This window comes from Rhizobacter sp. (genome assembly GCF_031412075.1).
In the GTDB taxonomy this organism is placed as follows: domain Bacteria; phylum Pseudomonadota; class Gammaproteobacteria; order Burkholderiales; family Burkholderiaceae_C; genus Rhizobacter.
The window spans coordinates 1-26,163 of record NZ_JANOCG010000293.1 but is presented as its reverse complement, the minus strand read 5'-3'; the positions used below and the strand labels follow the sequence as shown (position 1 = coordinate 26,163).

28 protein-coding genes and 1 pseudogene are annotated in these 26,163 nt (G+C 65.4%); 21 read left to right on the top strand and 8 right to left on the bottom strand.

Going from position 1 to position 26,163, the window contains the following annotated elements; translation table 11 throughout:
• The first annotated feature begins 2 nt into the window (after positions 1–2).
• Entirely contained in the window at positions 3–914 is a 912-nt protein-coding gene (locus RMO40_RS10700; protein WP_309720406.1) for a tRNA-dihydrouridine synthase, read from the top strand.
• Positions 915–917: 3 nt separating this feature from the next.
• On the opposite strand, the gene RMO40_RS10695 is transcribed toward RMO40_RS10700, so the two are convergent.
• Entirely contained in the window at positions 918–1,544 is a 627-nt protein-coding gene (locus RMO40_RS10695) for a DsbA family protein (RefSeq protein ID WP_309720403.1), read from the bottom strand.
• Positions 1,545–1,611: 67 nt separating this feature from the next.
• Here RMO40_RS10695 and RMO40_RS10690 point away from each other — a divergent pair, with 67 nt between their 5' ends.
• The 6 genes from RMO40_RS10690 to ylqF all read left to right on the top strand — a co-directional run bounded on the left by RMO40_RS10690 (position 1,612) and on the right by ylqF (position 5,938).
• Positions 1,612–2,793 (top strand): MFS transporter, encoded by a 1,182-nt coding sequence (locus tag RMO40_RS10690; RefSeq protein ID WP_309720400.1) that lies wholly within the window; start codon positions 1,612–1,614, stop codon positions 2,791–2,793.
• 48 nt (positions 2,794–2,841) lie between these two features.
• The gene (locus RMO40_RS10685) at positions 2,842–3,066 is read left to right on the top strand and encodes a hypothetical protein (RefSeq protein WP_309720396.1); all 225 of its coding nucleotides are present in this window, start codon (positions 2,842–2,844) and stop codon (positions 3,064–3,066) included.
• Positions 3,067–3,234: 168 nt separating this feature from the next.
• Entirely contained in the window at positions 3,235–4,122 is an 888-nt protein-coding gene (locus RMO40_RS10680; protein WP_309720393.1) for a hypothetical protein, read from the top strand.
• Between the two features lie 235 nt (positions 4,123–4,357).
• Positions 4,358–4,579 carry a hypothetical protein gene (locus RMO40_RS10675; RefSeq protein WP_309720390.1) on the top strand — a complete coding sequence of 74 codons (222 nt, stop codon included), beginning with the start codon at positions 4,358–4,360 and terminating at the stop codon, positions 4,577–4,579.
• Positions 4,580–4,656: 77 nt separating this feature from the next.
• Complete coding sequence (locus RMO40_RS10670; protein WP_309720387.1) at positions 4,657–4,986, top strand: hypothetical protein; 330 nt, start codon at positions 4,657–4,659, stop codon at positions 4,984–4,986.
• Positions 4,987–4,999: 13 nt separating this feature from the next.
• Entirely contained in the window at positions 5,000–5,938 is a 939-nt protein-coding gene (ylqF, locus tag RMO40_RS10665; protein WP_309720384.1) for a ribosome biogenesis GTPase YlqF, read from the top strand.
• 118 nt (positions 5,939–6,056) lie between these two features.
• Here the strand turns inward: ylqF and RMO40_RS10660 are convergent, their stop codons facing one another.
• Entirely contained in the window at positions 6,057–7,832 is a 1,776-nt protein-coding gene (locus RMO40_RS10660; RefSeq protein ID WP_309720381.1) for a glutamine--tRNA ligase/YqeY domain fusion protein, read from the bottom strand.
• Positions 7,833–8,024: 192 nt separating this feature from the next.
• Here RMO40_RS10660 and RMO40_RS10655 point away from each other — a divergent pair, with 192 nt between their 5' ends.
• A complete protein-coding gene (locus RMO40_RS10655; RefSeq protein WP_309720377.1) occupies positions 8,025–8,435 on the top strand; it encodes a hypothetical protein in 411 nt (136 codons plus the stop codon).
• 129 nt (positions 8,436–8,564) lie between these two features.
• On the top strand, positions 8,565–8,993 hold the full coding sequence (locus tag RMO40_RS10650; RefSeq protein ID WP_309720374.1) for a hypothetical protein: 429 nt from the start codon (positions 8,565–8,567) through the stop codon (positions 8,991–8,993).
• Between the two features lie 65 nt (positions 8,994–9,058).
• Here the strand turns inward: RMO40_RS10650 and RMO40_RS10645 are convergent, their stop codons facing one another.
• The 4 genes from RMO40_RS10645 to RMO40_RS10630 all read right to left on the bottom strand — a co-directional run bounded on the left by RMO40_RS10645 (position 9,059) and on the right by RMO40_RS10630 (position 12,599).
• Positions 9,059–10,153 carry a branched-chain amino acid ABC transporter substrate-binding protein gene (locus tag RMO40_RS10645; RefSeq protein WP_309720371.1) on the bottom strand — a complete coding sequence of 365 codons (1,095 nt, stop codon included), beginning with the start codon at positions 10,151–10,153 and terminating at the stop codon, positions 9,059–9,061.
• Positions 10,154–10,393: 240 nt separating this feature from the next.
• Positions 10,394–10,681, bottom strand: a complete 288-nt coding sequence (locus RMO40_RS10640) for a 2TM domain-containing protein (protein ID WP_309720368.1) — start codon at positions 10,679–10,681, stop codon at positions 10,394–10,396.
• The gene (locus RMO40_RS10635) at positions 10,681–11,484 is read right to left on the bottom strand and encodes a LytTR family transcriptional regulator DNA-binding domain-containing protein (RefSeq protein WP_309720365.1); all 804 of its coding nucleotides are present in this window, start codon (positions 11,482–11,484) and stop codon (positions 10,681–10,683) included. Before RMO40_RS10635 ends, RMO40_RS10640 begins: the two co-directional genes overlap by 1 nt.
• Before the next feature lie 26 nt (positions 11,485–11,510).
• Positions 11,511–12,599 (bottom strand): histidine kinase, encoded by a 1,089-nt coding sequence (locus tag RMO40_RS10630; protein WP_309720362.1) that lies wholly within the window; start codon positions 12,597–12,599, stop codon positions 11,511–11,513.
• Between the two features lie 149 nt (positions 12,600–12,748).
• Between RMO40_RS10630 and RMO40_RS10625 the strand changes: the two genes are divergently transcribed.
• A complete protein-coding gene (locus RMO40_RS10625) occupies positions 12,749–14,377 on the top strand; it encodes a M14 family zinc carboxypeptidase (protein ID WP_309720359.1) in 1,629 nt (542 codons plus the stop codon).
• Between the two features lie 6 nt (positions 14,378–14,383).
• Here the strand turns inward: RMO40_RS10625 and RMO40_RS10620 are convergent, their stop codons facing one another.
• Positions 14,384–15,910: a helicase HerA-like domain-containing protein gene (locus RMO40_RS10620; RefSeq protein WP_309720356.1), complete on the bottom strand. Its 1,527-nt coding sequence runs from the start codon at positions 15,908–15,910 to the stop codon at positions 14,384–14,386.
• Between the two features lie 92 nt (positions 15,911–16,002).
• On the opposite strand from RMO40_RS10620, the gene RMO40_RS10615 reads away from it, so the two are divergent.
• From RMO40_RS10615 to RMO40_RS10565, 11 genes and pseudogenes are all read left to right on the top strand, one after another.
• Positions 16,003–16,728, top strand: a complete 726-nt coding sequence (locus tag RMO40_RS10615; protein WP_309720353.1) for a YebC/PmpR family DNA-binding transcriptional regulator — start codon at positions 16,003–16,005, stop codon at positions 16,726–16,728.
• Positions 16,725–18,017, top strand: coding sequence for a phosphoribosylamine--glycine ligase (purD, locus tag RMO40_RS10610; protein ID WP_309720350.1), 1,293 nt, complete (start codon positions 16,725–16,727; stop codon positions 18,015–18,017). The genes RMO40_RS10615 and purD overlap by 4 nt, the downstream gene beginning before the upstream one ends.
• Positions 18,018–18,050: 33 nt before the next feature.
• The gene (gene hemF / locus RMO40_RS10605; RefSeq protein ID WP_309720347.1) at positions 18,051–18,971 is read left to right on the top strand and encodes an oxygen-dependent coproporphyrinogen oxidase; all 921 of its coding nucleotides are present in this window, start codon (positions 18,051–18,053) and stop codon (positions 18,969–18,971) included.
• The gene (nadD, locus tag RMO40_RS10600; protein WP_309720344.1) at positions 18,968–19,561 is read left to right on the top strand and encodes a nicotinate-nucleotide adenylyltransferase; all 594 of its coding nucleotides are present in this window, start codon (positions 18,968–18,970) and stop codon (positions 19,559–19,561) included. The genes hemF and nadD overlap by 4 nt, the downstream gene beginning before the upstream one ends.
• Positions 19,562–20,263 carry a ribosome silencing factor gene (gene rsfS, locus RMO40_RS10595; RefSeq protein WP_309720340.1) on the top strand — a complete coding sequence of 234 codons (702 nt, stop codon included), beginning with the start codon at positions 19,562–19,564 and terminating at the stop codon, positions 20,261–20,263.
• The gene (gene rlmH, locus RMO40_RS10590; protein ID WP_309720337.1) at positions 20,260–20,727 is read left to right on the top strand and encodes a 23S rRNA (pseudouridine(1915)-N(3))-methyltransferase RlmH; all 468 of its coding nucleotides are present in this window, start codon (positions 20,260–20,262) and stop codon (positions 20,725–20,727) included. The genes rsfS and rlmH overlap by 4 nt, the downstream gene beginning before the upstream one ends.
• Positions 20,724–21,326, top strand: a complete 603-nt coding sequence (locus tag RMO40_RS10585) for a Maf family nucleotide pyrophosphatase (protein ID WP_309720334.1) — start codon at positions 20,724–20,726, stop codon at positions 21,324–21,326. The genes rlmH and RMO40_RS10585 overlap by 4 nt, the downstream gene beginning before the upstream one ends.
• Positions 21,327–21,363: 37 nt before the next feature.
• A pseudogene (rng, locus tag RMO40_RS10580) lies at positions 21,364–22,865 on the top strand (ribonuclease G).
• A gap of 92 nt (positions 22,866–22,957) precedes the next feature.
• Positions 22,958–23,821 (top strand): methyltransferase domain-containing protein, encoded by an 864-nt coding sequence (locus RMO40_RS10575; RefSeq protein WP_309720331.1) that lies wholly within the window; start codon positions 22,958–22,960, stop codon positions 23,819–23,821.
• A 91-nt stretch (positions 23,822–23,912) separates the two neighbouring features.
• On the top strand, positions 23,913–24,716 hold the full coding sequence (locus RMO40_RS10570; RefSeq protein WP_309720328.1) for an FkbM family methyltransferase: 804 nt from the start codon (positions 23,913–23,915) through the stop codon (positions 24,714–24,716).
• A 38-nt stretch (positions 24,717–24,754) separates the two neighbouring features.
• Positions 24,755–25,579 carry a glycosyltransferase gene (locus RMO40_RS10565; protein WP_309720409.1) on the top strand — a complete coding sequence of 275 codons (825 nt, stop codon included), beginning with the start codon at positions 24,755–24,757 and terminating at the stop codon, positions 25,577–25,579.
• Between the two features lie 14 nt (positions 25,580–25,593).
• Here the strand turns inward: RMO40_RS10565 and RMO40_RS10560 are convergent.
• On the bottom strand, positions 25,594–26,163 hold a 570-nt coding region (locus RMO40_RS10560; protein ID WP_309720326.1), incomplete at its 5' end, for a rhamnan synthesis F family protein.

The following is a 26,163-nucleotide window of genomic DNA, read 5'->3' as shown; positions in this document are numbered from 1 at the left end:
GCCTGCTCGACTACACGCTGCGCGACATCCTCACGCGGGTGGGGGGCATCGACCGCTGTGTTTCCGAGTTCATCCGCGTCACCGGCACGCTCTTGCCCGACCGCGCGTTCGTGCGCGTGTTGCCCGAGCTGCTCAACGGTGGGTGCACACCAGCGGGTGTGCCGGTGCGTGCGCAGCTGATGGGCTCCGACGCGGTGTGCCTGGCCGAAAACGCGGCCAAGCTGGCGGCGCTCGGGCCGGCCGGCATCGACCTCAACTTCGGTTGCCCGGCCAAGGTGGTCAACCGCCATGGCGGTGGCGCGGCCTTGCTGCAAGACCCGCCCTTGTTGCACAGCATCATGTCGGCGGTACGCCGCGCGGTGCCGGCTTCGATGCCGGTGTCGGCCAAGATGAGGCTGGGGTTCAACGACGCATCGCGTGCGCTCGAATGCGCGCAGGCACTGCATGCGGGCGGCGCGCAAGAGCTGGTGGTGCACGCTCGCACCCGCGCCGATGGCTACCGGCCGCCTGCGTATTGGGAGCGCGTCCGTGAGATTCGCGAGGCGCTGCCCATCCCCGTCGTCGCCAACGGCGAGATCTGGAATGTCGACGATGCACAGCGTTGCCGCGAGGCATCGGGTTGCCACATGCTGATGCTCGGCCGGGGCATGGTGAGCGACCCCGGCCTGGCGCTGGCCATCGCTTCGCCCGGCCGGGTGGTGTCGTGGCCTGAGCTGCTGCCCTTGATGCAGGTCTTCTGGCAACTGGTGGGCCACCATGTGGTGCCACGGCATCGTGCCGGTCGCCTGAAGCAGTGGCTCAACTACCTGCGCCGCCACCACCCCGAGGCGCAAGCCGCCTACATGGCGCTGCGCACCGTCAACGACCCGCGCGAGATGGAAAGCCGGCTGCAGCAGATGGCGACGCAGCCCTGAGCCTCAGTGGTGCGTCACCTGCAGCGCCTGGCGCAGCGCATCGATCGGCATGAAACCCCGGCCCACCAGGTGCAGGTGGTCGCCGTGTTCGGCGATCAGTGCCGGGAAGCCGCGAATGCCCCAGGCCTGAGATTGCGCAAAGTCGGCCAGCGTGGCGTCTCGCATCTCCTGCGACGCAAAGGCCTTGGCGAAATCGGCACGCGGGATGCCCATCGCCACGGCCACGTCGGCCAGCACCTCGGCTTGTGTCACGTTCTTGCCCTCGGCATAAAACGCGTGTTGCACCGCCTTGAGGTAGCGCCACACCAGCTTGGGCCAATGGGTGCGCACGGTGACGGTCGCGCGGCTCGCGGGCTCGGTGTCGTAGACAAAGGCGGGGTCGTGCAGGGCAGCATGCGGCGCGGGTGCAAAGGGCTGGCCGCTCGCCTCGGCCACGTGGTGCCAGTGGCCGGCGAGCTCGTCGGCGCGGCCTGGGGCCATGGGTTCGGTGGTGAAAGGGCGCAGCCCGCCCATCACCAAGGCCAGTTGCAACGGTGCGGCGGAGCCTGGCTCGGCCAGCAGCTCGTCGAGCGGCCTGGCGAAGCCATAGCACCACGAGCACATGGGGTCGGCGACGTAGATGAGGTTCATGGGCGCCGATGCTACCCACGATCGACTGGCTATGCTCGTGCCTGTCTCTTCGACCCTGAAGGTCTCCATGAGCGCGCACCGCATCGGCCTGCACCTGGCCGTCATCCAGTTTTTCTTTGCACTGTCGTGGACGGTCTACGTGATCTTCCTGCCGCAGCTGGCCGCGAAGGTGGGCATCCCCAAAAGCGCGGTGATCTACGTGCTGATGCTCGACCAGATCATCTTCGTGCTGGCCGACTATGCGATGGGTGTGGCGAGCGACCGTGCGGTGCGGGTGGTCGGGCGCCTGGGCCGGATCGTGCTGGCGATCACGCTGATCTCATGCGCCGCCTTTCTGGCCTTGCCGCTGGTGGCGCCTTCGGGCTCGGCGCCGCTTTTCCTGGGCATCGTGGTGTTGTGGTCGATCACCTCATCGGCCTTGCGTGCGCCACCGCTCACGCTGGTGGGGCGGCATGCCGCCAAACCGCAGCAACCGTGGCTGGTGGGTTTGTCGATGCTCGGCCTGGGCGTGGCGAGCGCGATCTCGCCTTACCTGAGCGTCGTGCTGCGTGACCTCGACCCGCGCGGGCCGTTTCTGCTGTCCAGCGTGGCCCTCGCCCTGGCGACCTGGGGCATCGTCGCGGCCGAGCGGGCCCTGGCGAGCCAGCCGGTGCCCGCCAAGAGCGCCAAGCCACCTGAGCGCCAGCCTCATGGCGCGCCGGCGGCCATCGGCTTCCTGATGGCGGCGGTGTTCGCGGCCGCGGCCTTCCAGCTGCACACCTTCATCAACAGCACACCGCTGTACCTGCGCTTTGCCAAGCCGGCCGACCTGCAGTGGCTGGCGCCGGTGTTCTGGATCGGTTTCAACCTGGCCATGCTGCCGGCCAGCTGGGCGACCAAGCGCTTTGGCGGCTGGCAGGTGATGGCGGTGGCGGGCCTGGGCGCGGCCTTGGCGTCCTTGTGGGCGCACCAGGCCAGCGGCCTGCAGCAGTTGATCGCTGCTCAATGGATGGCCGGTGCGGCCTGGGCCGGCCTCTTGATGAGCGCGTTTTCGGTGGCGCTGGCCTTGGGTCACACGGGCCGCGAAGGGCGCTTTGGCGGGGCCTTGTCGTCGGTGCTTGCGCTGGCGGCACTGGGGCGCATGGCCGTGCTTGCCGTCGAATGGCAAAAAGACCCCGGCGCACAGCCCGTGCTCGCCTGGGCGCCGGTCGCCGGCTGGCTGCTGGCGGGCGGCGTTCTGTTTCTGCTGTCGAGGCGGCGTCAGACATAGCCTGGGCGTTGCGCTACCCTGAGTGCTTTCCACACTCAGGAGGCCCCTGTGAAGACCTTCCAGATCGAGCTGCAAAAAGTCAAGGCCATGGGCAACCGCAATGGCCTCATTGAGGCCCGCATCGACGCCCTGGTGCTGCCCATCACCGCCCGTGGCGATGACAACCCCAGCACCACGCTCAGCTTCAGTGAAGAAACCGCGCGTGTGCTGATGCTGCTGCTCAAGCAGCAGCTGTCCGAGGTCGACGGCCGCAAGGCGCGCAGCCAGCGCTGATCCTTGAACAGCGCGCTGCTTGTGCAGACGGGACGGGCCGAGCGCCGGGCCGACCCGGTGGCCCGGCTGAAGGTCGATCGGGCGATCAGATAGCCGGCGCGGGCCGCCCGGCGGGCGGTTACCCGGCGTTTCCCAGTCGCGCGACAATCGTTCGCTTGCCCTCTACCGATGACCACGATTTCTGCCCCCGTCAAGACGCCACTCGGCCAAGATGAACTGCGCCACCGCACGCGCGGCCTGGGCCAGCGTTACCGCACGGTTTTGCTGCTGGTGGACGGCCGGCGGCCACTCGGTGAAGTGCTGGGCATGGCCCACAAGGCCGGTGCCCAGACCAGCCACTTCGAAGAGCTGGTGCGCATGGGCCTGGTCGAGATTCCCGAGGACATGGCGGCGCCCGAACCCACCGAAACCATTCCGGGCGCGCTGGACACGCCGAAGCTGACCAGCGTCGAACTCGATGTCTTGCTTGAGCCCGCGCTCACGCCGAGCGGTGCATTGGCCGAAGAACCTGAAGTTGACGCCGACGGTTTTGGAGACGAGCCGATTACCCAGGTGGCCGAGGTCGAGATCAGCCCGGCCCACGGCCTGCCCGTCATTGCCGTGGCGACCATCCCCGTGCCGGCGGCGCCGCCGGCTGCCGCGCCCCGGCCCGCTGCACTGCCGCGCTACCAGGAGCCCGAGGTCGTCTTGTCGGAGACACCTCGTGTGCCCGACTGGGTGCAGCAGGCGCGCGAGACCCCGTTCAAGGTGGCCGACCATGCGCGACCCGCGCCCAGCATGACCGACGAGCAGCGCTTGCAATACGTGCGCGACCTGCTGCTCGACACGCTGCGCCGCGACTCGCTGCTGTTCTCGTCCTTTGCGGTCGGGCGTGTGCGTGTGGCGACCACCCACAAAGAGCTGATCAAGCTGGTGTGGGAGATCGAACGTGACCGAGCCCACCCGCGGCGCTCGCGCGACCAGTTGCTCAACTTGCAGCGCGCCCGCGAACTGCTCGGCATGGGCAACACGCTGGTGGCGGGTGACAGCCAGCCGGGGCCTCCCTCCGAGTACTGAGCGCTCCCCCACGGTGTTTCGCTAGCGCGCAGACACGGCGCGCCCCACGCGAATGAGGGGCCTGCGAAAGGTCATAAGTCACATGCGTTCTGTCGGATGAATTCCTACAGTTGTCACATCCCATTTGGGACATGACAGAGAGACACCCGCTGAGGGACTTCAACCCGGTCAACCCCTAAGCTCTTTCTCACGTTGTCATCACAGTCAGCCATCAGCGCAGCAGGAGATCGTTGCCATGAATACAAATTTCGGTTCTTTTCAGCCCGCTGCTCTCTACGAGCTTCGTTTCAAGTCGCTCTTCCATGAGGGCCGGGCCTTGACTTTCCCCTGCGACGCAGGCGGTCACGTGATCCTCGACTCGCTCAGCGAGCGTGCACGAGACAATTACCTGTATGCCCGAGCCGTCGTCGGCCGGGAATATTCGGCACCGGCCGTTCAGCTGAGCGACCTGCACTGAGGCGTTAGGCTGCACCCCCTCTGAGACAATCACGCCGCGGCGCTCGAGTCGCGTGGCAGTGATGGAGGGCGGTACAGATGAGGTGGTTGTTGTTATCGCTGGGTTTTGTCATTGCCTCCCAGATCTGGCTGAGTTTCAAGGTGGGTCGATCAAACTCCCCACTGGCCGTCGCCACCTTCTTCATCGGCTTTCCGGCCGCGCTGTACACCTTCTTCAGGCACCGCAGCGATCCCCAGACATCTGTCACGGCGCCGATTGCCGCAGCCTCGGCGGCTCCGGTGGTGCAGGCCGCATCGGCAGCGTCGGCCGTGGCGGGGCCCACCGACTGGATGGACTCCTTTGCCGATGCCTTGCGCGCCGCTGATTTGACGCCTGCCGCCGTGGCGAGCGTTTTCCGCAAACTATGACGAACGGCACCCTATGGCGATCCAGTGGTTCCCCGGTCACATGCACCTGACGCGTCAGGCCATTGCCGACCGCATCAAAGAGACGGACGTGGTCATCGAGCTGCTCGATGCGCGCCTGCCCGGATCGAGCGCCAACCCGCTGCTGGCCGAACTGACCGGCAGCAGGCCCAAGCTCAAGCTCTTGAACAAACAAGACCTCGCTGACCCGGTCCAGACCCTGGCCTGGCTGGCCCACTACAACAACTTGCCGGCCACCCGCGCCATCGGGCTCGACGCCTCGGAGACCGCGCCCGCACAGCGCCTGATCGACGCCTGCCGCGCCCTTGCACCGCTGCGCGGTGGCATGGCCAAGCCGCTGCGGGTGTTGATCTGCGGCATCCCGAACGTGGGCAAGTCGACGCTCATCAACACCCTCACGGGCAAGAAGGCCACCAAGACGGGCGACGAAGCCGGCATCACCAAGGTCGAGCAGCGCATCGTGCTGGCCAGCGACTTCTACCTGTTCGACACGCCCGGCATGCTGTGGCCGCGCATCATCGTGGAGAAGAGCGGCTACAACCTCGCGGCCAGCGGGGCCGTGGGGCGCAATGCGTTCAGCGAAGAAGAGGTGGCGCTCGAGCTGCTGAACTACCTGAAGCAGCACTACCCGGCGGGGCTGGCCGAGCGCTACAAGCTCGACGCGGTGGCGGGGCTGGACGACGAGGCCTTGCTGGCCGAGATCGGCCGCAAGCGTGGCGCCCTGCAAAGCGGTGGGCGCATCAACCTGCAAAAGGCCGCCGAGGTGGTGGTCTACGACCTGCGCGCCGGCAGCCTGGGGCGTGTGACGCTCGAAACGCCCGAGGAATATGCCGCCTGGCTGGCCGCGGGTGAGGTGCTCGATGCCGAACGCGTGGCCAAGAAGAAGCGCCGCAAGGGTGAAGCCCCCCAGAGATCAGGCCCCGAGCCCGCCTGAAAGCATCCGTTCGCCCTGAGCCTGTCGAAGGGTACGCACAGCAGGGTGCAGGCTCCCGTCGACAAGCTCAGGGCGATCGGGAATACAGGCTCAGCCCGAGCGGAGTTTTGCCCGCGGCCTATTTGCTCCAGGCGTCTTTCAGCGTCGTCGCGCGGTTGAACACCAGCTTGCCCGGCGCGTGGTCGTGCCGGTCGGCGACGAAGTAGCCGTGGCGCTCGAACTGGAACTTCTCGTCAGCCCGAGCCGAGGCCAGCCCCGGCTCGACGATGGCGGTGACGACCTTGTTGCTACCCGGGTTGAGCACGCTCAAAAAGTCGCGCCCGCCCGCGTCGGGCTGGGCTTCGGTGAACAAGCGGTCGTACAGGCGCACTTCGGCGGGCACACCGGTGCTGGCGCTGACCCAGGTGATCACACCCTTCACCTTGATCGCATCGGCGCCGGGTGTGCCGCTCTTGGTGTCGGGCACGATCTGCGCGAGCACGGCGGTGATGTGGCCTTGCGCGTCTTTCTCGCAGCCGGTGCACTCGATCACATAACCGTATTTCAGGCGCGTCCTGTTGCCCGGGTAGAGGCGCTGGTAACCCTTCACCGGCACTTCCATGAAGTCGTCACGCTCGACCCACAGCTCGTGCGTGAAGCTGAACTGGCGTTGGCCGCGCTCGGGGTGGCCCGGGTGCACCGGGGCGTGGCAGGGCTCTTGGTGCGAGTCGCTGCCAAACAGCTCGGCAAAGTTGCTGAGCTTGAGCTTGAGCGGGTCGAGCACCACGCAGGCGCGTGCAGCCTTGGGGTCGAGGTCGTCACGCAGCGCGATCTCGAGCGAGCTGTAGTCGATCCAGCCGCCGGCCTTGCTGACGCCGCTGCGCTCGGCCATCAGTTGCAGGCTCTCGGGCGTGTAGCCACGGCGGCGCAGGCCCGCAATGGTGGGCATGCGCGGGTCGTCCCAACCGCTCACGTGTTTTTCATCGACCAGTTGTTTGAGCTTGCGTTTGCTGGTGACGATGTAGGTGAGGTTGAGGCGCGCAAATTCGTACTGGTGCGGGCGTGGCTGAGCCAGCAGGCCGAGTGTGCAGAGCTGATCGAGCAGCCAGTCGTAGAAGGGGCGCTGGTCTTCGAACTCGAGCGTGCAGATGCTGTGGGTGATGTTTTCGAGCGCGTCTTCGATCGGGTGCGCGAAGGTGTACATCGGGTAGATGCACCAGGTGTCGCCGGTGTTGTGGTGGGTGGCGCGCTTGATGCGGTAGAGAGCCGGGTCGCGCAGGTTGATGTTGGGCGAGGCCATGTCGATCTTGGCGCGCAGCACCATCGCGCCGTCGGCGTGCCGGCCGTCGCGCATCTCGCGAAAGCGCGCCAGGTTGTCGGCTGGCGCGCGGGCGCGAAACGGGCTGTTGGTGCCGGGGGTGCCGAAGTCGCCGCGGTTGTGGCGCATCTCGTCGGGCGTCTGCTCGTCCACATAGGCCAGGCCGGCGCCGATGAGCGCCTCGGCCGCGCGGTACATGAAGTCGAAGTAGTTGCTGGCGTAGAAGAGGTGGCTGGTGTCGTTTTGCTGCCAGTCGAAGCCGAGCCACGTGACCGCGTCGAGGATGGAGTCGACGTACTCCTGCTCTTCCTTCTCGGGGTTGGTGTCGTCGAAGCGCATGTGGCACACGCCACCGTAGTCGCGTGCCAGGCCGAAGTTGAGGCAAATGCTCTTGGCGTGGCCGATGTGCAGGTAGCCGTTGGGCTCGGGCGGGAAACGGGTGCGGATCTTGGCAGCGTCCAGAGGGCCCGCAGCGTGGTGGGCGGCGTCGCCCGGCGTGCCGGCGAAGTGGCGGCTGGCGTAGGTGCCCTGGGCCAAGTCGCGCTCGATGATCTGCCGCAAGAAATTGCTGGGGGTGTGGCTTTTATCGTCGCTCATGCAGGGCGCTTCTTTGTTCAGGAGGCTGGCGGAACCAGCAGAAAAAGATTGTAGTCCGCACCCCTTGCGAGGGCTCGCTTGCGCGGTGGCGTGACCCTTCGCACGGGGCCCGCTTCTATCTTCGCGCCGCCCCCCCTGGCTGGGTGGGCGAGGGGTATTGGGCCCACGCCGATCTGCTCGAACAATCGCGTCATGAACCACTCGCCACCGCCCGACGAAGCAGGGCCGACCAGCACCAACAGCCTGTGGGCGACGACCACGCCCTCGGAGTTTTTCGACGACCCCATCCCGCCGCGCCGTGTGCCGCCCACACCGTACCCACAGCGCAAGCCGCAGGCCACCACACTCACGCCCGAGGCCCACATTTGGTTGGCGCGCCTGCCGCCGCGTTACCAGCCCTTGGCCACCGCGCGCCGCCACCCGCACATCGTCAACCAGCTGTGTGCAGCCTGGGAGAGGCCGGCCGATTTGCCCGCGCACTTTCGTGAGCTGATGCTGAGCAGCCGGCCGGGCCGGCGTGCGGGTTTCCAGTTCGAGGTGCTCACCGAGCTGGCCGACCTGCAGGCCATGGTCGAGCTCGCCCAGAAAGGCGAGAAACCTTGAGCAGCGAGCCCGTGTGCTTTACAAACAGCAACAAAGGCTTTACCTACCTCTTGTGAACGGCTCGGGCGCTCGGCCCGTTGTGTGCTCAGACCGGCCAATTGCTGCCGGCTCTTTGAAGGAGAGCACACCATGTTCAACCGCAAATCCGCTTTTGCCGCTGGCCTGATTGCCCTGGGCACCCTGGCCGCCGGCACCGCCCACGCTGGCGACGTGCACTGGTCCGTGGGCATCAACCTGCCGCACGTGGGCACCGTGATTTCCAATGCGCCGAGCTATTACGAACCGCGCCCGGTTTACGTGCAGCCTCAGCCAGTGGTGGTGTACCAGCCCGTTCCCGTGGTGGTTTACCGCCCTGAGCCGGTGTATGCGCCGCATCACTACGGCCCGCCGGTGATGGTTCGCAGCGGTTATGCGGTGCCCTACTACCGGCATGGTCATGGCCACTATCGCCACCACTATCGCCACCATGACCGCTACGACCGCCAGGATGACCGCCGCGACGACCGACGTGACGATCGCAGGGACGATCGCCGCGATGACCGTCGCCAGCACCACTGAAATCTAGCGGCATCGCGAGACCGGGGGCGCCGCGCACAGCGGGCGCCCCCTGATTCGGCTCGCCTTTACCAGTTGGAGCTGCGGGTCACGGTCTCCCACACCCCCCGGGTCACCCGGTAGATGCTCACCGCGCCGTATTTCTGTTCGCCGTCTTCCCGGAAGCGCATGTTGTTGGTGACCGGAGCCAGCGCATCGATCACCTTGAGCTGGGCGGTCACCTTCTTGGGATTGGCCGATTCGGCGCGGCGCATGGCCGCGGCCAGCACATAGGTGGCGTCGTAGGCGTAGTGCGCGCCGTAGACCGGGTCGGCCTTGAAGGCGGCGGTGAACTTCGCCAGGAACGGCGGGCCGGCGGGGAATTCGGCGGCGTCGATGATGGGCGAGGTGGCGTACACCATGCGCACGCCTTTGGCCATGGTGGCCATCTTGGTCGTCTTGATGGTGTCGCCACCGATGATCACCATGTTGCCGAGCTCAGCCTTGACGAGTTGTTCGATCAGCGCGCCGACCTGAAAGTCGGCCAGCGTGGTGACGAACACATCGACCCCCGCCGCCTTGAGCTCGGGCACCAGGGTGCTGAAGTCGGTGGTCTTGTCGTCGAACGACCGGCGCAGCGTGACCGGCTTGCCGGCCTTCACGATCTCGGCCGCGGCCAGGTCGGCCAGGCCCTTGCCGTAGGGCGTGTTGTCGTCGACCACCGCAAACTTGTTGCCGCCCGCCAGGCCGGCCGCGTACGAGCCCAGGGCCTTCGACTGCAGGGCGTCGTTGGCCACCATGCGCAGCGTGGTCGAGAGGCCGAGCTGGGTGTATTCGGGCTTGGTCGAGATGGCAAGCTGGGCGATGTCGTTCTTGGCGTAGATCGGAGCGGCAGCCATGCTCACGCCCGAGTTCAGGTGGCCCACCACCGCCACCACGCCGGCGTCTACCAGGGTCTGGGCGACCCGAGCGCCCTCTTCGGCATTGGCCTTGTCGTCGACAGCCACCACTTCGAGCTTGACGGGTTTGCCGTCGATCTTGAAGCCTTGGGCGTTGAGCTCGTCGACGGCGAGTTGAACGCCGTTCTTCATGTCGTTGCCCAGCGCCGCGAGTGGGCCGGTCAGGGGTTGGGCGACGCCGATCTTGACGGTGTCGGGGATGCGGTCGCAACCGGTCAGGGCCAATGCGCCAGCCAATGACGCGCAAACCAATACGGAACGGAAGTGAACAGAGCGCAAGGGAAGCATGTTGAGTGAGTTGTGTGAGTGAAGCGCTGGCAGGGTGCAGGAAGCGCGCCAGCGAAAGCGCCCCGTCGTGAACGGGTGTCGCGTGTGAAATGTCGCGCTCTGCCGGCGACATGCACTGCGAGTGAGCACGCATCGTCAGGCCACTGGCCCCGCACGGGTGCGCGCCGGAGGATACCTCTACTTCTTGTCGCGCTTCATGCGCTCGATTTCTTCACGGATCATGCGTTCGCGCACCCCTTCGCCTTGCAGGCTGACAAAGGTGAACAGGCCGTGGATCGCAAGGCCCAGGGCCCAGCCCCAGATGAAGACCGGCCCGCGATGGCGGCCGGTGAGTTCGCTGGCGATGAAAAGCCCCAGGTTCACCAGGACGAACACGAGGGCATGGATGTAGAAGCCCAGTTTCTTGCGCACACGGCGTGTGGCGCGCGCTTCGATGCTGTCGGAAGGCAGATCCGGGCGGCTCATCACATCGCCCTGAAGAGGTGGGCGTATAGCCGACTCACCGCCAGCTTGTCGGCATGGCCGCGCAAGCTCAGGGTGAGCTTGCCGGATTCGTCGCGCACGGCGGTGGCCACCGCGTCGGCGCGCACCACCGTGCCGCGGTGGATCTGCCAGAAGCGTTGCAGGTCGAGCTGCGGCAAGAGCTCGCGCAGCGAGATGCGAATGAGGTGCTCACGATCCGGCGTGACCAGGCGTACATATTTGTCGGCCGCCTCGAAGTACAGCACTTCGTCGACCTTCACCATGTGGATGGCCGCACCCACCCCAGCCTGGATCACGCTGAGCTTGGGCACATTGCCCGCCGGTGCCGACGCGCCCAGCAGGCCGCGCAGCTGCGTCAACGCGGCATCGAGTGCGCCGTCTGGCACAGGGGTTTGCTCGCGCTGGCGTAACGCCTGCTGCAGGCGGGTGCAGGTCTGCGCCAGGCGCTCGGGCGAGATGGGTTTGAGCACGTAGTCGACGGCTGCGCGGTCAAAGGCTTCGAGCGCGTACTGGTCGTGCGCCGTCACGAACACCACCAGCGGGAAGGGCTCACCTTCGGGCCAGTCTTCGGCCAGCGCATGGGCGGCTTCAAGGCCACTCAGCCCCGGCATGCGGATGTCGAGAAAAAGGATGCTCGGCCGCAGCGCCAGCGCCTGCTGCACCGCCGCTTCACCGTGCCCGACGGTGGCCACCACGTGGAGCGTGGGCCACAGGCGCAGCAGCTCGGCCTTCAGGTGCGCGGCCAGCAGGGGTTCGTCTTCGGCGATGAGGGCGGTGGCGTTCATGGCGTGCGTGCCTTCGGGTGCGTTGCTCACACGGTTCGGTTCAGGGGGATGCGAACGGTGGCCAGCGTGCCGCCGTCGCCATCGTCAGGCGTGCTGAGCGTGAGCGTGGCCGCGGGCCCGTAGAGCGTGGACAGGCGCTCGCGCACCTGGTTCACGCCGAAGTGCGTGCCGTCGTTGGCCACGGCCGACAGGCCCGTGCCGGTGTCGCGCACGCTCAGCACCAGGTCATGGCCCTCGCGGAGCGCACCCACCCGCAGGTGACCGCCCTCGACGTGCGGCTCCAGGCCGTGCTTGATGGCGTTTTCAACCAGCGGCTGCAGCAGCAGGGTGGGCACGGCCAACTCGCCCAGATCGGTGGGGAAGGCCACCTCGGTCTGCAGGCGTTCGCCCATGCGGATCTTCATCAGCGCGAGGTAGTCGTCAATGCGCGCGAACTCGTCGGCCAGCGGGTGCAGCATGTTGCGCGAGGCCGTCAGCGTGGAGCGCATGAACGAGACCAGGTGGTCGAGCATCATCTGTGCGCGTTGCGGGTCCATGCCGATCAGCACACGCAGGTTCGCCAGCGTGTTGAAGAGCATGTGCGGCTCGAGCTGCGACGACAGCAGCTTGAGCTGGTTTTCGGCCGCGTCGCGCTGGGCAGTGGCGACCAGTTGCTCCAGGCCTTGCGTGCGCCCGCGGCTGTAGAAGAAGTAGCTGATGCCAACGCTGATCGACACCGACAGAAACAGATACGCAGAGAACAAGCGCGGGTTGCCCAGCAGAAGCTCCCATCTCGAGCAACCGCAAACGGCATCACCCACCGTCGCGCCAATGACGTAGCCCACGGGGGTGGCGATGACCAAAAGCACCCACCGGCGCCAGCCAAGAGGCCAGTTGCTGGCTGGGTCGCGCTTGAAGGCAAAGCGCCCGAAGTCCACACACGCCCAGATGCTCAGGCCGATGGCCTGTGAATAGACCATCTGAAGCACCGCGTCGCCATTGCGCAGCGTCAGGCCCACCGCGATGACAACGTTGAAGGCCACCACGATCAGCCCATGGCGCAAGAAGTCGGAAGCGCGTTCGGTGGGGTGCGACATGGTGGGGCTGGCGAGGTGGGTCAGTCTACTGTGCGGCATGGGTCTGGGCGCCACTGTGCCGAGCTGTGCCAACGGCCGCGATGCCGGCGCGACGAAATGCCGATGGCGTGCGTGAAATGCACCCGACGCGGCGCGAAACGCAGGTGACAGGTGGCTATAGTCGACGCCCCACGGTTGCGGAGACACGAATGTTTCAGGCCTCTTTACGTCCGGCGATGCGTTGGGCCACGGCCTTCTTGAGCGTGGCCGGCCTGCTGGCCTGCGGCACGCCACCGCAACCCGCTGCGCCACCGGCCCCGGTGCCCTCGGTGCCAGCCCCCGTGGCCACCCCGACAGCGCCGCCGCCTGCGCCCTTGAGCGATGCCGTGGCGGCACGCTTCCCGGACCCGGTGATGAACTACCGCACGCCGGCGCTGCAAGCCGGCCGCAACGACTTCACCAGCAATGCCGAACTGCAGGGCGTGCTGCGCGGTCTGGTGCGTGATGCGCCCAGCGTCGTGCGCCTGCTCAATCTGGGCACGTCTCAAAGCGGGGTGCCGATCGAGGCCTTGGTGTTCTCGCGCAATGCCGACGTCACGCCCGCTTCGCTGCAGCGCAGCGGCCGGCCTCTGGTGCTGCTGCTGGGCCAGCAGCACGGCGATGAGCCCGCCAGCAGTGAAGCGCTGATCGTGTTGGCGCAAGAGCTCACGCGCGGCCGTTTGCAAAGCCTGCTCGACCGCGTCAACGTGGTGGTGCTGCCACGCGCCAACCCCGACGGTGCGCAGGCGGGCCAGCGCGCCAGCGCCAACGGTGTCGACATCGACCGCGACCACCTGTTGCTCAACACCCCCGAGGCCCGGGCACTGGCCCAGCTGGTGCGCGACTACCAGCCGCTGGTGGTGGCCGAGGCGCGTGAATACGCGGTCAGCGGGGTTTACGTGCAGAAGTTTGGTGCGGTGCAGCGCGACGACGCCCAAGTGCAGTACGCAAGCACCGCCAACCTGCCGGCCTTTTTCAGCAAGGCGGCCGATGAGTGGTTCAAGGAGCCCTTGTTCGCCAGCTTCAAGCTGCATGGCTTGAGCGCGCAATGGGCTCACGGCACCACGAACGACCCGGCCGACAAACGGCTCTCGATGGGCGGCGCGCTCGCCGACAGCGGGCGCAACGTGCAAGGCCTGAAAAACACGGTCAGTCTCGTGATCGAAACACGCGGCGGGGGGCTGGGCCGCACGCACCTCAAGCGCCGTGTTCACACCCAGGTGGTCGCGATGACCAGCGTGCTGCAAAACGCCGCGCAGCGCGGCGGCGACCTGCTGAAGCTGCGCCAGTACGTCGACGCCGACGTGAGCGCGCAGGCTTGCAAGGGCCAGGTGGTGGTGGAGGCCGCCCCCACGGCCACCGAGTACACGCTGCAGATGCTCGACCCCACCACGGGCGCCGACAAGAGCCTCACCGTCAACTGGGACTCGGCCCTGGTGTTGCGTGAACTGAAGGTGCGCAAGCGCCCCTGCGGCTACTGGCTCGATGCCGACCAAGCCGACGCCGTGGCGCGCCTGCGGCTGCTGGGCGTGCGGGTCGAGCAGGCGATGGCCAAGGGCGTGGTGCAGGGCGAGAGTTATGCCGGCGTGCAATCGGAGATCAGGACCACCCCGGTCTTGCTCGACGTGCCCGAGGGCAGCTACTACGTGCCGCTCACACAACCTCTCGCCAGCCTGGTGGTGGCGGCGCTGGAGCCTGACACATCGGCCAGCTACTTCAGCGGCGGCGTGATCACTGCCGTGAGCAAGCAGGCGCGTGTGACGGCCTTGCCTGGCGTCAAGCTAAGCGTGATGCCATAGGCACGTTCAGCGCCTCTTTCCGCCGCCGAAGATGCCGCCCAGCACGCCGCGGATGATCTCGCGGCCCACCGTCGAGCCCATGGTGCGCATGGCCGATTTGGCGAGGGTTTGAGCCAAGCCGTCTTGTTTGCCGCCGCGCGGGCCGGTGGTGCCGAAGAGCACGTCGTTCAGGCCGCCCATCATGCCGCCCGAGCTTTCTTTTGCGGTCGGGGCCTTGCCCACCTGCGTCTTGGCCTCTTGCGCTTGATCAGCGCTGACGTTGGTGCGGCCCTTGATCGTCTCGTAGGCCGATTCGCGGTCGACCGTTTTTTCATACACGCCGGCCACCAGCGAGCTGGCGAGCAAGACCTTGCGCTGCTCGGGTGTGATGGGGCCGATCTGGCTGCCCGGGGGGATGACGAACACCCGCTCGGTGACGCAGGGTCGGCCCTTGGCGTCCAGAAAGCTCACCAGCGCTTCGCCCACGGCCAGCTCCGTGATGGCGGTTTCGATGTCCAGCGGCGGGTTCGCGCGCATGGTGCTCGCTGCCGCCTTCACCGCCTTCTGGTCGCGCGGTGTGAAGGCGCGCAGCGCGTGCTGCACCCGGTTGCCCAGCTGGGCGAGCACGGTGTCGGGAATGTCTAGCGGGTTCTGCGTCACGAAGTACACACCCACGCCCTTGCTGCGCACCAGGCGCACCACCAGCTCGATGCGCTCGACCAGGGCGGTGGGTGCCTCCTTGAACAGCAGGTGGGCCTCGTCGAAGAAGAACACCAGCTTGGGCTTCTCAAGGTCGCCCACCTCGGGCAGCTGCTCGAACAGCTCGGACAGCATCCACAGCAAGAAGGTGGCGTACAGGCGCGGCGAGTTCATCAGCTTGTCTGCGCTGAGGATGTTGATCACGCCTTGGCCATCGACGGTTTGCATGAAGTCGCTGATGTTGAGCATCGGCTCGCCGAAGAACTTGTCGCCGCCCTGTTCGTCGATCTGCAGCAGCCCGCGCTGGATGGCGCCCACGCTGGCCGCGCTCACGTTGCCGTATTCGGTGGTGAACTGGCTCGCGTTTTCGCCCACGTGTTGCAGCATGGCGCGCAGGTCTTTCAGGTCGAGCAACAGCATGCCGTTGTCGTCGGCAATCTTGAAGACGAGGTTCAGCACGCCGGCCTGGGTTTCATTGAGCGCCAGCATGCGTGCGAGCAGCAGCGGGCCCATGTCGGTGACGGTGGCGCGCACCGGGTGGCCGTTTTCACCGAACACGTCCCACAGGGTGCTGGGGCATGCGGCCGAGACGGGGGTGTCGAGCCCACGTTCTTTCAGCACCGCGGCCAGCTTGTCGCTGATCTTGCCTGCCTGGCTGATGCCGGTCAGGTCGCCCTTCACGTCGGCCATGAAGACCGGCACGCCGCGCTGGCTGAAGTTTTCAGCCAGGGTTTGCAGGGTGATGGTCTTGCCGGTGCCAGTGGCGCCGGTGATCAGGCCATGGCGGTTGGCCAGGGCAGGGAGCAGGAAGCACTCAATCTTGTCGTGCTTGGCGATGAGAATGGGCTCGGCCATGAAAATGCTCCCTGGGCAGACACGTAAAATCGCAGTGTATTGAATAAGCGGTGCACTCTCGCGCCGCGACACAGCAGACGGAGCTTCGTTTCATGGCGGGACATTCCAAGTGGGCCAACATCCAGCACCGAAAGGGCCGCCAGGACGAAAAGCGCGGCAAGGTCTGGACGCGCGTCATCCGTGAAATCATGGTCGCGGCGCGCCAGGGCGGCGGCGACGTGAAAGACAACCCGCGCTTGCGCCTGGCCGTCGAGAAGGCGAAGGCGGCCAACATGCCGTCAGACACCATCAAGAAAAACATCGACAAGGCCACCGGCAACCTCGAAGGTGTGCACTACGAAGAGATTCGCTACGAGGGTTACGGCATTGGCGGCGCAGCCGTCATCATCGATTGCATGACCGACAACAAGGTGCGCACCGTGGCCGAGGTGCGGCATGCGTTCAGCAAATACGGCGGCAACCTGGGCACCGAAGGTTCGGTGGCGTTCCAGTTCAAGCATGTGGGCCAGATGCTGTTTGCGCCGGGCACGAATGAAGACAAGGTGATGGAAGTGGCACTCGAAGCCGGCGCCGATGACGTGGTGACCCACGACGACGGTTCGCTCGAAGTGCTGTCGTCACCGCCCGAGTTCGAGGCGGTGAAAGCCGCGCTCGAAACCGCCGGTCTCAAGCCCGAGATGGCCGAGGTGACCATGCGTGCCGAAAACACCATTGAGCTGGCCGGTGAAGACGCCGAGCGCATGCAAAAGCTGCTCGATGTGCTCGAAGACCTGGACGACGCGCAAGAGGTCTTCCACAACGGGGTGATCAACGCATGAAAGTTTTAGTCATCGGCTCCGGCGGCCGTGAGCACGCCATCGCCTGGAAGCTGGCCCAGTCGCCCAAGTTGCAGATGGTTTATGTGGCACCAGGCAATGGCGGCACCGAGTTGAGCCCCCACCTGAACAACGTGGCCATCACCGATGTGAAGGCGCTGGCCGACTTTGCCCAGGCCGAGAAGATCGGCCTCACCGTGGTCGGCCCCGAAGCGCCGCTGGCGGCCGGTGTGGTTGACGAGTTTCGTGCACGTGGCTTGCGCATCTTCGGTCCCACCAAGGCGGCCGCGCAGCTTGAAAGCTCCAAGGCCTTCGCCAAAGACTTCATGAAGCGCCACGCCATCCCCACGGCGGCGTACGAGACCTTCTCCGACATCGCTGCCGCGCACGCCTACGTCGACAAGATGGGTGCGCCCATCGTCATCAAGGCCGATGGCCTGGCGGCGGGCAAGGGCGTGGTGGTTGCCATGTCGCTCGCTGAAGCGCACGAGGCTGTCGACTGGATGCTGGCGGGTGACGCCAAAGACAACAAGCTTGGCGTGCAACACAACGCTGGTGGTGCGCGGGTGGTGATCGAAGAGTTTTTGCTAGGCGAAGAAGCCAGCTTCATCGTGCTGTGCGACGGCAAGAACGTGCTGCCCTTGGCCACCAGCCAAGACCACAAACGCCTGCAAGACGGCGACCAGGGCCCCAACACCGGCGGCATGGGCACCTACTCGCCCGCGCCGGTGGTCACGCCCAACGTGCATGCCAAGGCGATGCAAGACATCATCTTGCCGACCATCGAAGGCATGGCCAAAGACGGCATCCCCTTCACCGGCTTCTTGTACGCCGGGCTGATGATCGACGAGCAAGGTGTGCCCAAGACGCTGGAGTTCAACACCCGCATGGGTGACCCCGAAACCCAGCCCATCATGATGCGGCTCAAGACCGACCTGCTCGACGTCTTCATGGCCGCAACAGACGGCACGCTCGACCAGATCGAGCTGCAATGGGACCGCCGCGTGGCGCTGGGCGTGGTGATGGCCGCGGCTGGCTACCCGCTCAACCCGCGCAAGGGCGACCAGATCACTGGCCTGCCTGCCGAGAGTGCCGATGCGGTGGTGTTCCATGCCGGCACCGTGACGCAGCAGGGCAGCGTGGTCACCTCGGGCGGCCGCGTGCTGTGTGTCACCGCGCTCGGCGACTCGGTCAAGATGGCCCAGGCGCGCGCCTACGAGGTGTTGCAAGACATCCAGTTCGACGGGGCGCAGTTCCGCCGTGACATCGGCCACCGGGCGATTCGAAAGTGACCCTCCAGTCGCGCATTTCGCTGTACTGATGACATGAACACTCACGACGTCCGTCTCTACCTGCTGGGCTTGCAAGACCGCATCATCGGCGCGATGGAGGCTGAAGGTGGCGAGCCCTTCATCACCGACAGCTGGACGCGCCCGCCCGGTGAGCGGCTGCAAGGTGACGGCATGTCGCGCCTGATCGAAGGTGGCCAGCTGCTGGAGCGTGGGGGCTGCAACTTCTCGCATGTGAAAGGCGCGGCCATGCCGCCCTCGGCCACGCAGCACCGGCCCGAGCTGGCGGGCGCGCCTTTCGAAGCGATGGGTGTGTCGCTGGTCATGCACCCCCGCAACCCCTATGTGCCCACGGTGCACATGAACGTGCGCATGTTCGCCGCCTTGCCCGAGGGGCGCGAGCCGGTGGTGTGGTTCGGTGGTGGCATGGACCTCACGCCGTACTACGGCTTTGAAGAAGACGCGCAGCACTTTCATCGGGTGAACCGTGATGCGCTGGCGCCGTTTGGCGCCGACAAATACCCGCGCTTCAAGCAGTGGTGCGACGAGTATTTCTTTCTCAAACACCGTAACGAGCCGCGTGGCATCGGCGGTGTGTTTTTCGACGACTTTGCCGAGTGTGGTTTCGAGCCCAGCTTTGCGCTGATGCGCTCGGTGGGCGACGCCTTCGTGGCCGCCTACCTGCCCATCGTGCAGCGCCGCAAAAATCTGCCGCATGGCGAGCGCGAGCGTGAGTTTCAAACCTACCGGCGCGGCCGCTATGTCGAGTTCAATCTGGTGTTCGACCGTGGCACCTTGTTCGGGCTGCAGTCAGGCGGGCGCACCGAGAGCATCCTGATGTCGATGCCGCCGGTGGTCACCTGGCGCTACGACTGGGCGCCCGAAGCCGGCACGCCCGAGGCCAGCCTGTACAGCGACTTTCTGCGCCCGCGCGATTGGGCCGGGGAAGGAGTTTGAAGCGCATTGGCCTGTTTGGCGGCAGCTTCGACCCGGTGCACAGCGCCCACGTGGCCTTGGCGCGCCTGGCCTTGTCAGAGATGCAGCTCGACGAAGTGCGCTGGGTGCCCGCCGGTCAGCCCTGGCAAAAGGCGCGGCAGTTGGAGTCGCCCCTGCACCGTGAGGCCATGGTTCGCCTGGCGATCGAAGGCGAGCCGCGTTTTGTGCTTGACCGTTGCGAACTGACCCGCCGCGGCCCGAGTTTCACGCTCGACACCGTGCGCGAGCTGCAGGCCGCCGAGCCCGGCAACGAATGGTTTCTGATCCTCGGCCAAGACCAGTACGCCGGCCTGCACACCTGGCGCGACTGGCGCGAGCTGCTGACCCGCGTGACCCTGGCCGTGGCCAACCGGCCGAGCGTGATCCCGCAAGCCCACCCCGACGTGGAGAGTGCGCCCCACCGCGTGGTGGCTCTGCCGATGATGGATATTTCATCGACCGAGATCCGTGAGCGCGTTGTGGCGGGCCAAGGGATAGACAATCTGGTACCCGCCGCCGTGGCAGGCTATATTGACCAACACCACCTCTACCGAGGGACCTCTGGGAGCTGAATGGACATCCGAAAACTGCAACGCGCCATCGTCGATGGTCTGGAAGACGTGAAAGCCCAAGGCATTCAGGTCTTTGACACCGAGCACCTCTCACCGCTCTTCGAGCGTGTGGTCATCGCCTCGGGCACATCGAACCGACAAACCAAGGCGCTGGCCGCCAGCGTGCGCGATGCCGTCAAATCCAAGGGCTTCCCGGTGTTGCGCACCGAGGGCGAAGACAACGGCGAATGGATCATCGTGGACTGCGGTGCCGCGGTCGTGCACGTGATGCAACCCGCCATCCGCGACTACTACCACCTCGAAGAAATCTGGGGCGACAAACCCGTCAAGCTCAAGATCGACACCGCACCGGCCAGGCTGGTGAAGGCCGAGGAACCCGCCAAGCCGGCCAAGCCAGCCGCCAAGAAGGCCGCCGCCAAGAAGGCGCCGGCCAAGGTTGTACCGTCGAAGGTTGCACCGGCGAAAAAGGTGGCAGCCAAGAAGGCCGCACCCGCCAGCAAGGCCGCACCGGCTAAAAGAGCGGCTCCTGCCAAGAAAGCGCCAGCCAAGCGGGCTGCACCGGCCAAAGCGGTCATCACCCGCACGGTCGGGGTGAAGAAGAGCAGCACCGCTGCCGCCAAGAAACCTGCGGCGAACAAAGCACCGGCCAGGAAAGCCCCCGCCAAGAAGGCCGCGGCCAAGAAGACGCCGACCCGGAGGTGAAGCTCTTCCTGGTCGCCGTCGGCCAGCGCCAGCCCGGCTGGGCTGAAACGGCCTACGACGACTTTGCCAAGCGCTTCCCACCCGAGATGCGCCTGGAGCTCAAAGCCGTCAAGGCCGAAACGCGTGGCTCCAAAACACCCGAGCAACTGATGGCCGCCGAGGCCACACGCCTCGAAGCCGCGTTGCCCAAGGGCGTGCGGCGTGTGGTGCTCGACGAGCGCGGCGACCGGCTCACCACGCTCCAGCTGTCGGCGCGCATGAAGGCCTGGATGCACGACGGCCGTGACGTGGCCCTCGTGATCGGCGGGCCTGACGGGCTCGACGCCGCGCTCAAACAAAGCGCCGACGAAACGCTGCGCCTGTCTGACCTGACCTTGCCGCATGCCTTTGTGCGTGTGCTGTTGGCTGAAGCGCTGTACCGCGCATGGACGGTGATGGTCAACCACCCCTATCACCGCGAATGAGCGAGTTCATCTACCTGGCTTCGCAGAGCCCGCGCCGCAGCCAGCTGTTGCAGCAACTCGGTGTGCGCCACGAGTTGCTGTTGGCGGGCTCCGAGGAAGATGCCGAATCGCTCGAGGCCGAACGAACCGGCGAGTTGCCGGCCGCCTACGTCGAGCGAGTGACGCGCGCCAAGCTGCACGCCGCCCGCCAGCGCTGGAAAGCGCGAGGCCTGCCAACCGCGCCCATCCTCTGTTCCGACACCACGGTGGCCCTGGGGCGACGCATCCTCGGCAAGCCGCTGGATGCCGCCGATGCGCACCACACGCTGTCGTTGCTGTCGGGTCGCACGCACCGCGTGATCACTGCGGTGGCGGTGGCATTCGGTCGTCGCGAAGAGATGGCGGTGAACGTTTCGCACGTGCGCTTCGCCCAGATCACGGCGAAACAGATCGCCGACTACATCCAGTCCGGCGAGCCTTTCGGCAAGGCCGGCGCCTATGCCATCCAGAGCCACGCCGCCGCCTGGATCGCCCATATCGACGGAAGCTACTCCGGTATCATGGGTTTGCCTCTGTACGAGACGGCCCAGCTGCTGAGACAAGCAGGCGTGAAGTTCTAGCGCCGCGTTGTCGGCGTCCACAAGAGACCCGTCCTCCATGCAAGACATCCTCATCAACTGGGCGCCCCAGGAAACGCGTGTGGCCGTGGTCGAAAACGGCGCCGTGCAAGACCTGTACGTCGAGCGCACTCTGGAGCGTGGCCTGGTCGGCAACATCTACGCCGGGCGTGTGGCGCGTGTGTTGCCCGGCATGCAATCGGCCTTCATCGACATCGGTCTGGAGCGCGCCGCCTTCCTTCACGTGGCCGACGTGCACGTCAACGGCAGCACCGGCAGCCGCGTCGACCACGGGCCGGGTGCTGCCCCGCCGCTGCCGATCGAGCGCCTGGTGTTCGAAGGACAGACGCTCACCGTGCAGGTGATCAAGGACCCGATCGGCACCAAGGGCGCGCGCTTGTCCACCCAGATCAGCATTGCGGGTCGCATGCTGGTGTTCCTGCCGCAAGACGACCACATCGGCATCTCGCAAAAGATCGGCTCGCACGAACTGCGCGAGCAATTGCGCACCCGCATGAACACCCTGGCCGGCAAGCCGGAAGAGGGCAGCGGTGCGGCCTACAACGGCGGTGGTTTCATCTTGCGCACCAATGCCGAAGATGCAACCGACGAAGAGCTGGCCGACGACATTGCCTACCTGCGCAAGACCTGGGGCGCCATCCGCGAGCGCAGCTTCAAGTCGCCCGCCGGCTCGCTGTTGCACCAGGACCTGAGCCTGGTCGAGCGCGTGCTGCGCGACCTGGCCAACGACGCCACGCAGTCGATCCGCATCGACTCGCGCATGCAGTACGACCAGCTGGTGGCCTTTGGTGCCGAGTTCACGCCCGGCTCGGCGGCCAAGCTTGCGCACTACAAGGGCGAGCGCCCGATCTTCGACCTGTACAACATCGACGAAGAGATCGCCAAGGCCCTGGCGCGGCGAGTCGATTTGAAGTCAGGCGGCTACCTCATCATCGACCAGACCGAAGCGCTCACCACCATCGATGTGAACACCGGTGGTTATGTCGGTGCGCGCAACTTCGACGACACCATCTTCAAGACCAACCTTGAAGCCACCCAGTCGATCGCGCGCCAGCTGCGCCTGCGCAACCTGGGCGGCATCATCATCATCGACTTCATCGACATGACGCGCGAGGAGCACCAGGCCACGGTGCTCGCCGAGCTGCGCAAACAGCTCGCCCGCGACCGCACCAAGATCACGGTGAGCGGCTTCACCCAGCTGGGCCTGGTGGAGATGACCCGCAAGCGCACCCGCGAGTCGCTCGCCCACATGCTGTGCGAGCCTTGCCCCACCTGCGAAGGCAAGGGCCAGGTGAAAACGCCGCGCAGCGTGTGCTACGACATCCTGCGCGAGATCTTGCGCGAGGCCCGTCAGTTCAACCCGAAGGAGTTCCGCATCGTCGCCTCGGCGGCGGTGTGGAGATGCTGCTCGATGAAGAGAGCCAGCACCTGGCGGGCCTCTCCGACTTCATCGGCAAGCCGATTTCGTTGCAGGCCGAGACGGCGGGGTCGCCTGAGGCTTATGACATTGTGTTGATCTGAGCATGTTGAAGGCGCGTACCAATCGCCCTGAGAGGGCGTCTGCAAATTTGCCTTGCAGGCAGTGTGGCGCCGTCAGTTTGCGGTCGCTGGGCTTGATTCCTGCGGCCGACGTGTTCGCCGGCCACCGCCTGAATCCGCCCTGGGATGGTGGGGTGCTGTACCAATGCCGCCAATGCCATTTGGCGTTTCGCCACCCGATCCGCACCGAGGCCGAATACGAAAATCTTTACGCGCGGGCATCTGGCCAGATCTGGGTCTCTGATGCCTTGCGCACCGACCAGAAGCACGTGTTGTCGAGCATAGAAGCGGCCTGTCCCGGTGGCAAGGTGCTCGACGTGGGCTGTTACGACGGGGTGCTACTCGCAGCGCTCGGATCGCAGTACCAACGTTTTGGTGTGGAGGCTTCGGCGGCGGCGTGTGACGCGGCGCGAAAACGGGGCGTGGAAATCGTCGCTGCCAAGATCCGCGACCTGGTCGCGTTGACCACGCGCTTCGAGGTGATCACGGCAGTCGATGTGATCGAACACGTTGAAGACCCCCGCAGTTTTGTGACCCTGCTGGCTGAGCGCTTGGCGCCTGACGGCACTTTGATCATCTCGACCGGAACGCTGGATTCTCTGGCTTGGCGTGTCGCGGGTGGCCTGTATTGGTACTGCGGCTTTCCAGAGCACATTTCCTTCATCACCCAGGAGTGGGCGCGCGGCGCCGGCGCGGCGCTTGGACTCGATGTGGTCGATGTGCGCCGCTTTGCCTACAGCAAGCCGGAGGCTCGCTCCCTGACCAGACAGCAGTGGCGTTTCTATCGCAAGGCGATTCGGGCGAAGCTGCGCGAGAAGTTGGCCTCCTGGTGGCCGAGCTCAGCCGAAGCGCCCGAGGTGCCACCCTCGGCCCGCGGCGCACCGGGCTTGTTTGAAGACCACATGATTGTTCAGCTCAAGAAAGCGACACGACCTTAGTCCCGGGCGTTGCGGCCCTTGGCATGCCAGCAGATCGACGGTGGGAATCGAACCTACAATCGCGCGCCAGTTAGTGGCCCTTTGCCGCGCGATGGTCTCCAAGCTCATGACAAATCGTTCATTCCTGCCTGCTGGACCGCCCCTTTACGATGTCGATCTGATGCGCGCATTGCGAGGTCGGCTGCTCTCGCAAGAGTTGCAGGTGCTGTGTGTGATCGGTGCGCACCGCCTGGACGAGTTGCCGTTGATCGACCGCCTGTTCCCCTCGCTGAGACACATCTATGTGTTCGAGCCACAACCGGGCCCACTGGAGGTGTTGCGGCAGCTGGCCCGTACTGACAGTCGCATCAGAGTCTTCCCGGTGGCAGTGTCGGATGTGGACGGTGTCGCGACATTCAACGTGTCGAGCAACGAGGGCCAATCCAGTTCGTTGTTGAAATTGGGGTCGCACAAGGAGCTGTTTCCCGAGGTAACGATGGCTACGACCATCGAGGTTCCCACGCGCCGGCTTGATTCGGTGCTTGCCGAGTACCACCTCAAGAGCCCCGACACGATGATCATCGACGTGCAGGGTGCTGAGTACCTTGTTCTGCAGTCGTTTCCCCCTTCTGTGCTTAACCATGTGCGCCTGATCTACGCTGAGGTCAGTACCGAAGCTGTCTATGAATCGTCGCGGCCGATGACCGATGTGGAGGCACTGTTGTCGCCACGATTCGTCAACATCGAGTTCGCGGCGATCAACGCGCAGGTTCCAGTACATGGCAACGCCATTTTCGTGGCCCGAGAAGATGTCGACAAAGCGATCGACTGGACGCCGGGTGAGCGCATGCGACAAGCGTTCCATCGCTTCAAGCGCCGTGTGCGAGGGCGCCCGCCGGCGGGCATCGCGCTGTGACCTCCTCCGAGCACCGAGACGCGCCTGTGTTGATCTCGGTGATCGTGCCGACTTACAACAGTGCTGCGGTGGTGGGGGAGGCCCTTCGGTCGTTGGCCGCACAGAGTTTCCGCGACTTTGAAGTCATCTTGAGCGACGGCTCGTCGTCTGATGAGACCGTGCGCATCGGCGAGAGTTTTGCTTCATCGCTGCCGCATTTGGTTGTGGATTCGCGCCCAGATTCTGGCGTCTACGATGCGATCAACCGCGGTGTGCGTCTGTCGTGCGGCGTTTGGTTACTCGTGCTGGGTAGCGACGATCGGATTCACGCGCCTTCGACCTTCCACCAGATCGCCGCTTTGCTGCCCGATGCCGGGCCAGCCAAGTTGGTGTACGGCGATGTCCGTATGATGGATGTCAACCTTTGCGGCGTACCTCCGGGTGGACGCTATGCCGGGCCGCTGCCCATCAGTCGGATGGTCGAAACCAACATCTGCCAACAAGCCGTTTTCTATCGAAGAAGCCTCTTCGACGATTTTGGTGGTTTCGACGAACGCTACAAGCTCTATGCCGATTGGCATTTCAACTTGCGCGCGACCTTTGCCCGCGTGACGCAGTGGGTGGACGTCGTGGTTTCGGACTACGCTGCAACAGGAATGAGTGCAAAGGGCGTCGATACCGTTTTTCTCGACGACCTGCCCGAGCTGATCTGCCGACAATTGGTGCAGCGTCCTGGGCAAAGGGAACTGTGGCCTTTGCAGCGGCGAGTGCGAAGCCAAGCGAACAAGCTTCGCAAGCTCGGCTTGTGGCGTCCTGCCCTCGCTTACCTCTGCTCCTATTGGTACTTGATGCTGCGGCGGATTCCGGTGCTCATCCGGGGCTAGAGTGGCGGGCGGTTTCAGCCGCCGCGAAACTTTGCCGGCACGAGGGATGGCACCCGCGGGTCGTCATGGTAGAGGGTCAGTACGCTCGACTTAATGAACGGGAATCCACAGTTGATCAGTTCAGCCCATCGGTGGTGGGTATCGTTTTCGGTGTGTCCGCCCGGGATCGGGCCGCTGAAGAGGGATTCACAGCGAAACCCAGCGGCTCGCAGATAGCCGGTCAGGCGTGTTTCGTAGGTCGCGATGACCATGTCCTTGGTCGGCAGGCACAACAGGTTGTCGATGAAGCCCGTAAACAACTTGGATCGCAATGCCTTTCCCTGCACGGCAAGGAAGTAGCTCTGAAGGTGGGGGCGAGGCTGGGGCGCTTCGGTCAGGCCCACCACATCGGCATTTGACTCACGGACTCGCTGGATGATTTGCCGATATGGCTCGGCATCCAGCGGCCCGATGATGCTGTCGTTGGTGAGGTACAGCCGCTTGCAACCGGGTAGCCCCTCGGTGATCTTCCACAGATGCGACCAGGCCGCAAAGTCGAAACCCAGGTTCGCGCGGACGTACACCGCGCGCAGTTGGTCGATGAG